The sequence below is a fragment of the Spirosoma horti genome (genome assembly GCF_054776595.1).
The window spans coordinates 56,776-70,303 of sequence record NZ_BAAHBQ010000007.1 but is presented as its reverse complement, the minus strand read 5'-3'; the positions used below and the strand labels follow the sequence as shown (position 1 = coordinate 70,303).

Here is a 13,528-nt window from a genome sequence, read left to right as displayed (position 1 = left end):
TTTGCTAAAGCTTTGTAAAACTATAATGGCAGCGATTAATATAATACTTCCAGTTTACAATGGAGAAAAGTACATAAAAGAATCTGTAAATAGTATGTTAAATCAAACCTTTACGGATTTCGTTTTGTACGTTATAGATGATGGCTCTAATGATAGAACAGTAAGTGTTCTAAACGATTTTAATGATAAAAGGCTTCGAGTTGTACAGAATGGAAAGAACGAAGGTCTAATTAATGCATTAAATAAAGGGTTGGAGTTATCTCGTGACAGCACATATATCGCTCGTATGGATGCTGATGATATATCAATGCCGAATAGACTTCAGGTACAGTATGACTTTTTACAAAAGAATAAACAAATAAGTTTATTAGGATCTGCTATGGATCAGTTTGGCGAAGGTGTTAGAAGAAAAATAATATATAGGCCGCAGCTATCTAATCGTATAATATCCACATTTCTATTTTATAACCCAATCTCCCATCCAACAGTGATGTTGAGAACTGAAAAGCTAAACAAATATTATTCGGCTGAATTTCCTAAGTATGAAGATTATCATCTTTGGATAAGTATGTGTCAAGAAATAGGGATTTATAACTTAAATAATGTCCTTTTAAAATATAGGAGACACGCAACTAATGTGACATCTACTTATTATGATAATGTACTTTTAGATCACAATTACATACAAAAACTTTTAGGTTTATTTGCATTTAATATGTCTGTTGAATTGTCTTCAGAAGAGATAGATGTATTAAGTATAATATCAACTAATATTAGATATAAATTAAACACAGAGTTTGATCCCAAGTACCTTCAATTCATTAACTATTCAATATCAAATAAACTAAGTAATAATTTTGATGTGTCATATTTTAATTATTTATTTAATGAAAGAACATTTTTGTATTTTTTGTCTTTGAAGAAATACGAAAACGCATTTAAAGTATTTGCAAATATGAAAAAAAGAAATAAGGGGCTTCTATTTAAATCGTATTTTGTTGGGAAGAAAGATTAAATATTGATAAACTATTATTGGATAGTAAAATGGAAAGGCAAATTTATTACAAGAAAAACAGTTTTGATATTGTATTACTCTTATTGAGTATATACTTTATTATGTCATATTTGTCGTTATTTTACGTAGAATTAAGATATTTAAAATATGCCCTACCTGCGGTTTCAGGGGCTTTTTTTTTATACAGGACTGGTAATGCGATGGATATTTATAATGACATATCAAATAAATATATATCTTTTTTTTTGAAATTTTATTGTATCATATTTTTAGTCTTTTTTTTAATACAAATATCTCAATATACTCTTTCGTTTAGATTCTTTGCTAATTGCTTTTTCGTTCTTCTGCCAGCTTTATTTGTATATTTTATAATTCCATTTATTAGGTTAGAAAAAATAAATTATTATTTTAAATTTATTTGTTTATTTACAGTTCTTGGTTATATAATTGAAAAACATGATTCCATATTGATGACCGTATTAAACTGGAAACAGCTTTTGTTAGGCTTAGAAGATTCATCAGTAGCTAGTGAAAGTAATATATATCCTTTTCTTTTGGCCTTCATTTTTCTGTATTCCTTTTATTACAAATTTTCGTGGATACAAACGTTGATCATTCTTTTCTTTGTATTGCTCTCATTTAAAAGAATTGTAATATTAGGAATAATTATGTTTATGTGTTTACGTATTGTTCCATATTTATATTCAAAGGCTATAAGATTTCCTAATGCTTCTTCTTTTGCTTTCTCTTGCTTTGCATTAGCAATTATAACTTTATATTATTATATCGCGAATGGCTATTTTGATGATTATTTATATAGTAAGTTTGGTCTTTATACTAATGCTTTACTACAGGGTAGACAGGTATTTTATGAGATTGCTATAAAAAATAATAATAATATGTTTATTGGTTCAGGAATTGGATCAATAGATAATTTGTTAGTTAAGCATAGTGAAGACGTGGGTAATAGTGCAAATCTTCACTCTGAGTTACTTAGATGGTTTCTCGAAACGGGGATTTTTTCTTATTTTATTTGGATGTATGTTTTTTTTAAAAATTCCCTAAAAACACACTTCTCTCTCCTGCTTTTTTTCTTTCTATTTATTTTACTTCTTACTGATAATGTATTTATTTACTTTGATTGTATGTTTTATGTTTATATTTTAGGTATTTTTTCTATTTTTAGTGAAATGAATATAGTTAATTTTAATCAAGTTAAGGTTAATAAAGATGTATATATTCCAAGATTGGAAACGCAACCACAATAGTTTAAAAGGCCGTATAGTTTTACCATTATTCAGAGCTGCTTCTAGTGCAAGGCAGAATAAATTAATTTTTTTTATACTTCTGCCTTATTTAATCTTGTATAGATTTTTAGTAGAATGGGTATTAGGAATCGAGTTACCTTATAAGACGAAAATTAATAGGGGATTGGTAATTTATCATGGTCAGTCTTTAGTGGTTAACGATGGTACTGTGATTGGTAGTAACTGTACGCTTCGCCATTGTACTACTATAGGTAATAAACAAAATTCAGATGGCTCATTTTCGAAATGTCCTATAATAGGAAATAATGTAGATATTGGAGCCCATGTATGCCTTATTGGCCCAATAACCATTGGAGATAACGTTGTTATTGGCGCAGGTTCCGTAGTTGTGAAAGATGTTCCTAGTAATTCGGTTGTGGTCGGCAATCCCGCAAAGATTATTAGGAAAATATAACACTTTCATGTTATTTATAATTCTTAGTTCGAGGACTTGTTTCATTGGATTGATAATTGCAAAGTTGTTTTAATCAAGTTTCCCTTATATTATTTTGTAAATGCGTATTTTATTAATTCATAATACATATAAATTAGCTGGTGGTGAAGATGCTATTGTGAAGCAAGAACAAGAGCTTTTACACCAAAAAGGACATACGGTCGAACTGTTACTATTTAATAATGATACAATTGGTGAGTCGATATTGTCTCGCTTTCAATTGATTTATCAGACCTTTCATAACTCTACTTCTGTGTTGAGAGTTAAAGAGGTTATAAATACTTTTCAGCCTGATGTTGTTCACGTTCACAATTTGTTTTATGTAGCTTCGCCTGCTATTCTTACAGCTATTCGCGAATTGAAGGTTCCAGTTGTGATGACACTTCATAATTATAGATTACTCTGTGCTGGTACCTATTTAATGCGTGAAGGGGCTATTCCCTGTGAAGAATGTGTAAATAAAATTATACCGCTTTCTGGTATTCGTCACAGCTGCCATCGTAATTCTCGGCTACAGTCTGCGCAGCTTACAATGACTACTTCATGGCATAAGTTAGCTGGTACATGGCAACACGTTGATAGATATATAGCACTTACAGAATTTGCTCGAAGTCGATTCTTAAACTCATCCCTACAACTGCGTTCTGACCAAGTTGTTGTTAAGCCAAATGCCATTTCTGATATGGGCTATGCTGATTCTAAATCACGTGGTGAAAATTTTCTTTTTGTTGGGCGATTAACTACAGAGAAAGGTATCGAAGTCTTACTAGAGTCATTAAAGCATTATCCTTATAAGATAACTCTTATTGGTGAAGGGCCATTACGCAAAAAGGTTGAAGAAGCAGCCGCTACTATGCCGACAATTCAGTACTTAGGGCCCTGCTCTCGAGATGTTATTGCTGAAGAGCTAAAGCGCTGTAAAGCGTTAGTTGTTCCTTCTTTGTGGTATGAAGGTTTACCAACTACAATATTAGAAGCATATTCGACAGGCACTCCTGTACTTTGCTCTGACCAACTTAATTTAAATGAAATTGTAAAAGATAGACAAACAGGCTTTCTATTTCCAGTCGGTAATGGTAAGGCATTAGCCGAATTGATAAGTAAAATTGATCAGCAACAATTGTTGATGGATGGATTACACCAGTGTGCGCGTGCTTTTTATGAAAGGTATTATACACCTCAGCAGTCCTATGAACGTTTACTGTCTATTTACGAAGAAGTAGTAGAGCGTAGTACAACGCTTGTTGTTAAGTAATTATAATATAGGCTGTATTGCAGGACTATATATGAACCATACTTAAGACGAAATACTACGGTAGTTGTTAAGTAATTACAGTAAAGGCGGATAGATGACCATGCTGATGGTCATCTATCCGCCTTTACTGTAATTACTTAAATAAGCAGCTATTTCAAGCCTTGTAGAAACCCGTAGAATGCCATTTTTTTGTTGAAAGAGCCATCAAATAAGCAAGGCGCATCGTGCCGTTGCATTTGTACAACTATCCAGCTGTCAGCATCACTGATGTCCCAAAATGTAATACCGTGTTGTTGGTGTTTAGGAACAAGCTGCTTATATAATTTAGCAACAGTTTGAAGTTTCATACCTTGAGCCTTATACAACTGGTTAGTAAAAACTAAATCAGGTATTTTATCTGGATTTATTCTCATATCTAGTTCAGAGATGTGGACTAGAAGTCCCGTGCTTACTAAGCGTTGTAACAAGTTGCTGATTTCACTGTTAGGAGTATCAATACTAATATGCGTCTGTGAGCCTATACCATTGATTGGAATACCATTCGCCTTTAGATTATTAGCAAACTGAACTACGCTATTTAATTTTGATGGTACATTTTCTAAATTACCATCGTTGTAAAATAAGAGAGCATCAGGATCTGCTTCGTGGGCCCACTTAAAGCAACGTTTTACGAATTCTAAATATGAAGCATCGCTATCATATAGCTTACGGAAAGGAGTTCCAGCTACTCCTCCGGTTGTGGCTGAAAAAGCTTCGTTGATTACATCCCAACTTTTAATCCTACCCTTATAGCGGCTTACGACTGTTTGGATATGATCCTTAATAATTTGTTCAAATTCAGTTGTGCTACCTTTAAAGCTAAGCAACCATTCAGGAGCTGCTTGATGATAAACTAAGCAATGGCCGTGTAACCTTACGGGGTGTGTTTCCGCCCATTTGACCCAATAATCAGACTCGCCAAAATTGTACTTTCCGCGGGACACTTCAATATTCATGTAGGCGTACACTGTTTTAGAGCTAAACTGATTCTCTAATTGTTTGAAGCCTTTAGGCGACTTTCTTTGTAGCCACGACCCAGTAGCTATTCCAACTGGGAAAGTAGCTACAGATTTGAATGTACCGTTACTGTCAATTGCTATACTATCAAGTTGAGGTTCTATGTAGGCATACCTATAGCTATCTTGCTTTGGTGCAATAGTGCTATCCTGGGGGCTACAAGCCGATAGGAGGGCAGATATTATGATAGAAATCATAAGGGTGATATAGGTAGAAGTTGAAGAAACTTGGTTGCTCGAAGTAGAAGACCGTAACATTTGGGCGAGTTGTTTTTGATTCGATGATCAAATCTCGCCTGCTACACCCCCCTAAATTGGCCATTTTCGATGAATGACCTAGATCAGCGGTTTTTCTGATAAGAATCAAATTTTTTCGGTTTTCGGACTTTTTACCATTTTGCTTGATAGTGAGTAGTTTTCGAAAATTGCATTATTGTAAGTTTTCTGCAAATAGTAAACAACAGGTTAAGTATATATTGTGTTGTGTGCCCCAATTTCTAGGAGATAAGGATACGGCCATGGCTGGGCTTGTTATAGGAACGTGGTTCTATAACGCTTTGATTTAGGCCAGTACTAATTTTATATGGTTTTTAATTCCTTATCATTTATTTACTTCATAACAGGTGATGCAGTTTTGTAAGTAAGATCCCAGACACGGGCTAGCTTAAAGACAGTATAATGTCTAAATAATACTATAAATATCTTATTATGTATTTTATTATACTTAAAATTTATCTTTTTTAAATATGGTAACAATATTTTTATTAAGTTTGGTTAGTTATGCTGGTAGGACCGAATCCATAACTGGTCAATTTGCAAACGACAGTAAGCGCTTTTAGCCGTAAATTCCTCAGTTCAACCTCAACATTTATTTATCTATGCGTATTGCTCTAATAACTGGCTCCGCCGGATTGATTGGCAGCGAATCGGTTGCCTTTTTTGCTGATAAGTTTGATTTAGTCGTTGGTATTGATAACAACATGCGCCAGTACTTTTTTGGTGCCGATGCCTCGACCGAGTGGAATCAGAACCGTTTGCAGGAAGCTCACACAAACTATACACATCGCCCCGCCGATATTCGGGAGGTGAGCCAGCTTGATCCCATATTTCGGGAATTCGGTACGGATATTAAGCTGATCGTTCATACCGCTGCCCAACCCAGCCACGACTGGGCCGCCCGTGAACCCTTCACCGATTTTACTGTGAATGCGAATGGAACGCTCAATATGCTGGAAATGACTCGTCAGCATTGTCCGGAGGCCGTTTTCATCTTCACCTCAACGAACAAGGTCTATGGCGACAACCCAAATTACCTGCCGTTGATTGAGACGGAAACGCGCTGGGAGATCGATGAGAGCCACCCTTACTTTCAGGATGGCATCGACGAATTTATGAGTATCGATCATACCAAACATTCGTTGTTTGGCGCTTCCAAAGTAGCGGCTGATATTCTGGTGCAAGAATATGGGCGTTACTTCGGTATGAAAACCGGCGTATTTAGAGGAGGGTGTCTGACGGGCCCAAATCACTCAGGAGCGCAGTTGCACGGATTTTTATCGTATCTGATGAAATGTGCTATTACAGGAACGCAGTATACCGTATTCGGTTATCAGGGTAAGCAGGTTCGCGATAATATCCATAGTTACGACCTGGTCAATATGTTCTGGCATTTTTACCAGAATCCCCGGGTTGGCGAGGTATATAACGCGGGTGGTGGGCGTCATGCAAACTGTTCGATGCTGGAAGCAATTGCCCTGTGTGAACAGATTTCGGGTAACAAAATGAATTATACCTATTCTGAAACAAACCGCATCGGTGATCATATCTGGTATATATCGAACCTGAATAAATTTAAAAGTCACTATCCAGACTGGACCTGGAACTATGATTTGAACCAGACCATGGTACAGATACACGATAGCATGGTTGCCCGGTTGGAACAAGCCGTATAGCGTGTAAAAATGCCGTTAAAAAAAGGTTGGTCGGAGTAAGAACATGTTCTTACTCCGACCAACCTTTTTAATTTGTTTGTGACGCTAGGTTCTTAAGCTTTACTGTTAGCTGATCATGCCTGAGCGCTGACCGCAGACGTCCGCTGGGTTATAAACTGGCGCATGACGTAATAAATATACAAGGAGTTTGTAACCGCGTATCGTTTGAACAATCGGCGAGGCTCCTGCGATAAACGGAAAAGCCATTCCAGACCAGATTGCTGCATCCAGACAGGGGGGCGTTTAATGTTACCAACGAAGTAATCGAAGGCAGCACCAACGGCCATCATAACGGCATTGACTTCACCTAAATGCTGGGATACCCAGATCTCCTGACGGGGACAACCACGACCAACCAGAACGATATGCGCACCCGACGCATTGATTTTTTTTATGTCTTCCGCTTTTTCTTCGGGTGTTGCATCCCGGAAGCGATCTACATGAATGCCGCAAATCGTTACGCCTGGAAACACGCGTGGTATATATTCACTGAGCTTGTCAAGTGTTGAGGCCGTACTGCCATACAGATAAACCCGGAGTTGCTTTTCGCCAGCTGCTTTTAATACGTGTCGCGTAAGGTCAGGGCCATATACGCGGTCCTTTAGCGCTGCTTTGTTAAACGCATTGAGCGCCCATTGAACAGGTTTTCCGTCTGGAACGACCATGTTGATGCGGGATACGTGTCCACTAATTGTTTCATTGCGCTTCGATTCCATCAAGCCATGAACGGCCAGCGCTGATACGCCGAAACTTGTTCGTTTTTCGGCATTCTGAATAATGATGTCTGTCGCCGATGCATAGTCAACCGACGCGTAGGAGATGCCGAATAAAGGCGTTGTGGCGAACTGTTTAGTCATAGTTATGTCAAAGGCAGGTTGAAAAAGACCGATCTGATTACAGAATAAATAGCGTTGATAAGACGGATGTACCGAGGCCATATACAGGCTGAGTCAAAGATTTTTGTCCTGACAATCGGCACACCTGGGGCAACTGACACTTAGTAATAGCAAGTGTATCACCCGTTTATACTGCTAATATATAGTCTAATGATTTATAAAAATAACTATTTGTTTAAAATTATAATTATTAGTAACATGAAATAAGTAAAAATGGACTATATGTATAATTTATGTTAATTAGCTATTTTGGGCCGAGTGTTACGTCGTTTAGCTATGGTAAAAGCAGGCTAACAGACCTACTCTGAAGCCGTTCCAAAGCTATAAATGGATGCTGAGCACTATTGATCATCAATACAGCGCTGTGGAATCAGTTAATATTGATGTACGGTATGTGCGCCGAATAATGTAGTTCTTCTTGCCCTGCGATTCGTGATAGGTGCGCATCTGGAGATCGAGGACCAGGCCGAATGCCAGGAATTGCAGACCAGCCAGTAACCAGACAATGCCGACCGCAAACCGATCCATCCCGGTAACGGTTGGGTCCGTAACCCACAAAAAACGCATCGCCAGAAACAGACCACTCGCCAGCAGGGAAAGGCCCAGTCCGCCAAACAGGTGCATGGGCTTGTTGAGATAACGTTTGAGGAATAGCAGCAGCAACAGATCGCTCAAAACCCGACCTGTGCGGCCCAATCCGTATTTGGACTGACCGATCCGGCGGGGATGATGGCGCACAGGAACCTGAACGATCCGAGCACCGTCGAAGTGAGCCAGTATGGCGATGAACCGATGAAGTTCGCCGTATAAACCAATTCGTTTGGCAAAGCCGGCCCGAAAGATCTTAAGCGCGCAGCCATTGTCGCTGATGGGTAGCCCAACGGCTCGCCGGATGAGGCTATTGGCCAGTCGGCTGGGCAAGCGACGCAGCCAGGCGTTGTCCTGCCGATTATGCCGATGACCTACGACCAGATCCACATCGCGTTCCTCGGCCACCTGAAGCATAGGAATGATATCGAGCGGGTCATTTTGCTGGTCGCCATCCATCGTGGCAATGAATTGGCCCCTGGCCGCGCTGATGCCCGCTGCCAGAGCCGCACTCTGGCCATAGTTTTTCTGCAGGTCGAGGACTGTCAGTCGTTCGTGCCGAATTGCGAGTAGCTCTGCCAGCGTCGTATCCGTTGACCCATCATTGACGTAGATGATCTCATAGTCGAGCGTTTGCAGCGCCGACGTTATCTGGGCAACCAGCGGTTTGCTATTGCCAGCTTCGTTGTAAGCACAAACAACGACCGATACATACGGATGGTCCGTAATCGGCTGATTAGTCAAGGGCTGGTAGGTAGACATGGTTTTGCTGGTAGCTAATGACCATCCGGCGCAGGCCTTCTGCCAGATCGGTGGTCGGTTGATAATCCAATAGCTGGCGGGCTTTCCGGATGTCAGCGTGCGTATAGGGCACATCGCCCGGCTGATCCGTGAGCCAGTTGAGCGGAACACGCCGTTTGGTTTGCTGCTCGAGCAGGGCAATGAGTTCGAGTAGGGTAACGGGATTGGCACCGCCCAGATTGATGATTTCAAAGCCGTTTACCCGCTCCGCCGACCGGGCAATGCCCATGACAATATCGTCGACATAGGTATAATCGCGCTGGCTTCGCCCGTCACCGAAGAGGCAAATGGGCTGGCCCGTATGGAGTTGGTGAATAAAGCGCGAGATCGCCATATCAGGGCGTTGCTGCGGACCATATACGGTGAAAAAGCGCAGGCAAAAGACATTCAGGCCGTACAGGCGATGGTGTTGCTGGCACAATCGCTCGGCCGCCCGTTTGGATAGCGCATAGGGCGACACCGAGTCTTCTGCCGAATCGGTTTCCTGGAAGGTTCCCCCCGCCCGAACGCCATAAACTGACGAAGACGACGCAAAAACCAGCCGGTTGACGCCCGCGTTACGCATGGCGTCCAGGAGCACGCCGGTACCGGTTACGTTATGGTCAAAATAGGCGGCCGGATTCTGCAACGAGGCCCGTACACCCGCCAGACCTGCCAGGTGAATAACGCTGTCGATGGGATACGTTCGAAAAACCTGGCGCATAAATCGCTTATCACGAATATCGCCCTGAAGCAACGACCAGTTGGGCAAATGCCTGAGGGATTCGATATGCTGCCATTTGATAGCGGGGTCGTAGCTATCGTTAAAATTATCCACCAACAGCACCGTATGCCCCTGGTTCAGCAGATAGTTGGTCAGCGTATGGCCAATAAAGCCTGCTCCGCCCGTGATCAGGATTGTCATTGTGAGAATAGTTTACTCAAATTGAACAATAGAGGCTGGGTGCCGGTCGAACAGCACCAGTTTGCCAACCGTTTTATAGCGCTCGCTGGCTAGCGTGAGCGAATCGCCGATGTAAAGAGCACCCGGTAGTTTCTGGCTGGTTTTGCGCAGTATTTCTCCCCGAGTGGCTGTTATATGAAACGAGCTAACGTCGGTAGCGGGCCCATCGCCCACGGTCGTTTTATAACCGTAGAGCGGTCGTCCGAGCGTGAGGAGAGCGGCCTGTGTGGCACTCTCCTGATAAAACTGCCGTTTGGTGGCCCGGCCCGGCAGGACCAGCCAGTTGAAGCCCAGCCGGACAACGACAAGAACCGCGATCAACAGCCCAAGCCGGTTTGTCGACGGACGGCTCATAAGCCAGGCTAAACCGATAAATAGCCCCGACAGAAAGGCCGTTTTCCAGAAGGCTGCGGGTAGAACCCGTGTGGTTGGGTAAAAAACGGCCGTCCAGGTGCCAATCGCCAGCACAACGGTCAGGATCAGCCAGACCCGCTCCACCCACCAGCGCCCCCGATCTGCCGGGCTGGAGTGTTCGTGGTATAAATAAGCCAGTACAGTAAAGAAAAGCGGTACCAGACCGATCAGGTAGCGGCCATAGGCCTGTGGCGATGTCCAATAAATGAGCACCGTAAGGCTGAAGGTCAGCGCGTTAAAGACAATGAAGGAACTTCTCGTCAAAATTGTCCAGATACCCCGGCGGATGAACAGGACAAGCAGCAAGGTGTATGGAGCGAAGTGGTAAATGAACTCAAACGGAAACGTGAGCAGGTGCAGGAGCGTTGGCCCCCAACCGAAAGCAAGGCCCGTTCGTTTGGCGCTTTCAGTAAACAAAACACCTGCTACATCCTGAAAGGGTATGGCGTTTCGGGTGAAATAAGCCAGATAGTAACTTCCCGTAATCAGAAGAAAGGCGCCAATACCAACGACGTGAGCCGGGTGGAAAAGCAGCCTGAACTGACGCGTATAGATAAACCAGCCCAGGAGCGTCAATGCCTGAAACGCGAGTGGGGGTAAGCCTTTCAGCAAAAAGGCAACGGCCGTGAGGGCATAGGTTGTGAGGTAGAGCAGCCAGTAATTACGCTTGCGGTCGTAATAATACACCAGCATCATGGCCGTATAGGTTGCCAGCGAGAACGTAATTTCCAGCAGCCCCAGCATGGAGTCATAAAGCAGTACCCGGCCATTCGTCAGTGTCATGAGGGTTGCGGCCCAGGCAACCGTTGAGTTAGTGTATTTGCGAACAAAAACAAACATGGTCACCCCGAGTAGTACCAGCGAAACAAGCATGGGAAACCGCAGGGCAAAGGACGAATAATCGCCAAACAGGCGGTAGGAGCCAATAATCAGCCAGTTATACAGGGGCGGTTTGTTGAAGTAGCGTTCGCCATGCAGGGTAGGGGTTATATAATCCCCGGAGAGCATCATTTCCAGAGAAACCAGAGCACGGCGGGCTTCGTCGCCCGTATCGAGCGGCATAAATCCCAGATGCGACACCAGAACAAGGAGCAGGCCAGCGCTGATGAGCAGCGTCCATTGGGGTTCAGACCAGGCATATGCTTTAGAGGCTGTTGGATGAGGAACCATTTAGATGAGGTATATGCGTTCTTATTAGCGTCTCTGAATAACTTTTCGCAGACTCAGCCAGCCACCTACGTTGTTGGTCAGCCATTGGCCCTGGTCGAGGGCCAGGGCCATATTGAGTTGGGAGCCGCCCAGCCAGTTTACAGGCAAAGACAGTTGGGCCATACCCGAAAACTGGGAAAAAGGCGCCCGTGGATCACTCGTGATCGGCCGTCCGAAGTTTCGGCTAAACGAGAGCAGCGCCCGTAGTTGCGTACCGGAAGGCCACTGGCCCAGCAAGCCAAGGTGGCTGACCTGCACGCGATTATTGCTGATGGCCATAAGCCCGTGATTCTTGAACCCTCCTTTTAGGTTGTGCAAATCTTCGCGCGAATCCTGCCAGCGAGTCAGAAAAGGCGTACCAATAACGCGTTGGCGGTGTGTCCACCCATCCACGTACTGGTAGTTGTTGAAGTAGTCATCGGCTCCATTATACAGCCGGCTACCAATCTCAAAATTGAAGTCAGTCTGATTCATGGTGGTCAGAAATTCGGCCGTGACCTGCATAAGCCGGAAGCCTGTGTAGGCGTCGTTTTTCTTGTTTTTCCAGCGAACGCCATACAAACCATCGGGCATATTTTGGAAAGCCACGCCCGACTTATCTTCGAAAGGGTGCTGGTAATACAGATACCAGTTAGCCTGTTCGTTGTCAACTTCGAGAGCGACATCGATGGAGCCCAAGTGATTACCAGCCTGATTGATTAAATCAAAATTGCTATACTGCGTCGGATCGTTGGGGGGCTGCCTGACCAGGATAATATCCTTATACGTATCGAGTGAACTGGGAATTTTTCCATTAACCGTTATCCCGTCCTTATAAACAGTTGATGAACCACCCCATTGGGCTACGTGGGTCATTCCTCCGTACAGGCGCACTCGATTGCGGAAAAGACTGATCCGAACAAACAAAGCTTTCTGGTGCAGAAACGAGTTCTGAATGGAATCGGTATTGCTGAACCAGCCGTGCGCATACATCCCATTTAAGGCAACTACGCCCTTTGTGAATCCCAACGGCACATAGCCACGCGTTCCGAATTGAAGTTTATAGAGCGGCAGGGAATTGCCCGACCAGGCATAGGAGCCCGACGAAAGCAGCGTATCGACGAGCCCAAATACTTCCCGCCGACGGCCCGCGTACAGTTCAAAATTCTTCGTAAACACACTCGCATAGGCCACCGGCAAGATGAGCTGCGAACTGGAACCGACATTCGCGACGCCCTCAACCGACACTTTTGCGTGTAGTCGGCGGGTGTTCTGTAAATCGCCGAATTGCCTTGTCACCCCAAGACGCAGAATACCCGCAGGTCCAGATAAGGGAACCGTTCCATACTGTCGTGAGCGGAACCAGAAGGGCGTTTGCGTAGCGGAGGAGCCAAATCCACCTACTTCAGCCATAAGGCTTTGCTGAGCGGTTACGGTGTCTGGAATGGCCTGTCCGCTCAGGTCATGAGTGAATACTAGAGGTAAGGATAATAAGAGAGGAACGAGTAGTTTGTTAACCATTGAGTAAAGGGCTTGTGTAGCGGCCAGACTGTATCCGGGATCCTGTAAAATGATTTAGTGAAACCGGATCAGGGCTGTTTAGGTAATAACTAGTAATGAA

At 43.2% G+C, this 13,528-nt stretch carries 11 protein-coding genes; 5 read left to right on the top strand and 6 right to left on the bottom strand.

Annotated elements, in window-relative coordinates:
* The first annotated feature begins 25 nt into the window (after positions 1–25).
* The 4 genes from ACYVAM_RS21845 to ACYVAM_RS21830 all read left to right on the top strand — a co-directional run bounded on the left by ACYVAM_RS21845 (position 26) and on the right by ACYVAM_RS21830 (position 4,031).
* Positions 26–1,015 carry a glycosyltransferase gene (locus tag ACYVAM_RS21845; RefSeq protein WP_461070996.1) on the top strand — a complete coding sequence of 330 codons (990 nt, stop codon included), beginning with the start codon at positions 26–28 and terminating at the stop codon, positions 1,013–1,015.
* A gap of 29 nt (positions 1,016–1,044) precedes the next feature.
* Positions 1,045–2,283, top strand: a complete 1,239-nt coding sequence (locus ACYVAM_RS21840) for a hypothetical protein (protein WP_461070994.1) — start codon at positions 1,045–1,047, stop codon at positions 2,281–2,283.
* Positions 2,246–2,737, top strand: a complete 492-nt coding sequence (locus tag ACYVAM_RS21835) for a serine O-acetyltransferase (protein ID WP_461070992.1) — start codon at positions 2,246–2,248, stop codon at positions 2,735–2,737. The genes ACYVAM_RS21840 and ACYVAM_RS21835 overlap by 38 nt, the downstream gene beginning before the upstream one ends.
* A 100-nt stretch (positions 2,738–2,837) precedes the next feature.
* Positions 2,838–4,031, top strand: a complete 1,194-nt coding sequence (locus ACYVAM_RS21830) for a glycosyltransferase (protein ID WP_461070990.1) — start codon at positions 2,838–2,840, stop codon at positions 4,029–4,031.
* 149 nt (positions 4,032–4,180) lie between these two features.
* On the opposite strand, the gene ACYVAM_RS21825 is transcribed toward ACYVAM_RS21830, so the two are convergent.
* Complete coding sequence (locus ACYVAM_RS21825; RefSeq protein ID WP_461070988.1) at positions 4,181–5,284, bottom strand: endo-1,4-beta-xylanase; 1,104 nt, start codon at positions 5,282–5,284, stop codon at positions 4,181–4,183.
* A 680-nt stretch (positions 5,285–5,964) separates the two neighbouring features.
* Here ACYVAM_RS21825 and ACYVAM_RS21820 point away from each other — a divergent pair.
* Complete coding sequence (locus ACYVAM_RS21820) at positions 5,965–7,038, top strand: NAD-dependent epimerase/dehydratase family protein (protein ID WP_461070986.1); 1,074 nt, start codon at positions 5,965–5,967, stop codon at positions 7,036–7,038.
* A gap of 113 nt (positions 7,039–7,151) precedes the next feature.
* On the opposite strand, the gene ACYVAM_RS21815 is transcribed toward ACYVAM_RS21820, so the two are convergent.
* The 5 genes from ACYVAM_RS21815 to ACYVAM_RS21795 all read right to left on the bottom strand — a co-directional run bounded on the left by ACYVAM_RS21815 (position 7,152) and on the right by ACYVAM_RS21795 (position 13,428).
* Positions 7,152–7,934, bottom strand: coding sequence for a WecB/TagA/CpsF family glycosyltransferase (locus tag ACYVAM_RS21815; RefSeq protein WP_461070984.1), 783 nt, complete (start codon positions 7,932–7,934; stop codon positions 7,152–7,154).
* 390 nt (positions 7,935–8,324) lie between these two features.
* Positions 8,325–9,323 (bottom strand): glycosyltransferase, encoded by a 999-nt coding sequence (locus ACYVAM_RS21810; RefSeq protein ID WP_461070982.1) that lies wholly within the window; start codon positions 9,321–9,323, stop codon positions 8,325–8,327.
* The gene (locus ACYVAM_RS21805; protein WP_461070980.1) at positions 9,298–10,266 is read right to left on the bottom strand and encodes an NAD-dependent epimerase/dehydratase family protein; all 969 of its coding nucleotides are present in this window, start codon (positions 10,264–10,266) and stop codon (positions 9,298–9,300) included. The genes ACYVAM_RS21810 and ACYVAM_RS21805 overlap by 26 nt, the downstream gene beginning before the upstream one ends.
* A 12-nt stretch (positions 10,267–10,278) precedes the next feature.
* The gene (locus ACYVAM_RS21800; protein WP_461070978.1) at positions 10,279–11,889 is read right to left on the bottom strand and encodes an ArnT family glycosyltransferase; all 1,611 of its coding nucleotides are present in this window, start codon (positions 11,887–11,889) and stop codon (positions 10,279–10,281) included.
* A 24-nt stretch (positions 11,890–11,913) separates the two neighbouring features.
* Entirely contained in the window at positions 11,914–13,428 is a 1,515-nt protein-coding gene (locus tag ACYVAM_RS21795) for a capsule assembly Wzi family protein (protein WP_461070976.1), read from the bottom strand.
* Between the last annotated feature and the right edge of the window lie 100 nt (positions 13,429–13,528).

Bases quoted from the DNA above. Each gene is read 5' to 3' on its own strand.
- ACYVAM_RS21830 (WP_461070990.1), top strand. From the start codon at position 2,838: ATGCGTATTTTATTAATTCATAATACATATAAATTAGCTGGTGGTGAA.
- ACYVAM_RS21845 (WP_461070996.1), top strand. From the start codon at position 26: ATGGCAGCGATTAATATAATACTTCCAGTTTACAATGGAGAAAAGTAC.
- ACYVAM_RS21800 (WP_461070978.1), bottom strand. From the start codon at position 11,889: ATGGTTCCTCATCCAACAGCCTCTAAAGCATATGCCTGGTCTGAACCC.
- ACYVAM_RS21820 (WP_461070986.1), top strand. From the start codon at position 5,965: ATGCGTATTGCTCTAATAACTGGCTCCGCCGGATTGATTGGCAGCGAA.
- ACYVAM_RS21815 (WP_461070984.1), bottom strand. From the start codon at position 7,934: ATGACTAAACAGTTCGCCACAACGCCTTTATTCGGCATCTCCTACGCG.
- ACYVAM_RS21835 (WP_461070992.1), top strand. From the start codon at position 2,246: ATGTATATATTCCAAGATTGGAAACGCAACCACAATAGTTTAAAAGGC.
- ACYVAM_RS21825 (WP_461070988.1), bottom strand. From the start codon at position 5,284: ATGATTTCTATCATAATATCTGCCCTCCTATCGGCTTGTAGCCCCCAG.
- ACYVAM_RS21805 (WP_461070980.1), bottom strand. From the start codon at position 10,266: ATGACAATCCTGATCACGGGCGGAGCAGGCTTTATTGGCCATACGCTG.
- ACYVAM_RS21795 (WP_461070976.1), bottom strand. From the start codon at position 13,428: ATGGTTAACAAACTACTCGTTCCTCTCTTATTATCCTTACCTCTAGTA.
- ACYVAM_RS21810 (WP_461070982.1), bottom strand. From the start codon at position 9,323: ATGTCTACCTACCAGCCCTTGACTAATCAGCCGATTACGGACCATCCG.
- ACYVAM_RS21840 (WP_461070994.1), top strand. From the start codon at position 1,045: ATGGAAAGGCAAATTTATTACAAGAAAAACAGTTTTGATATTGTATTA.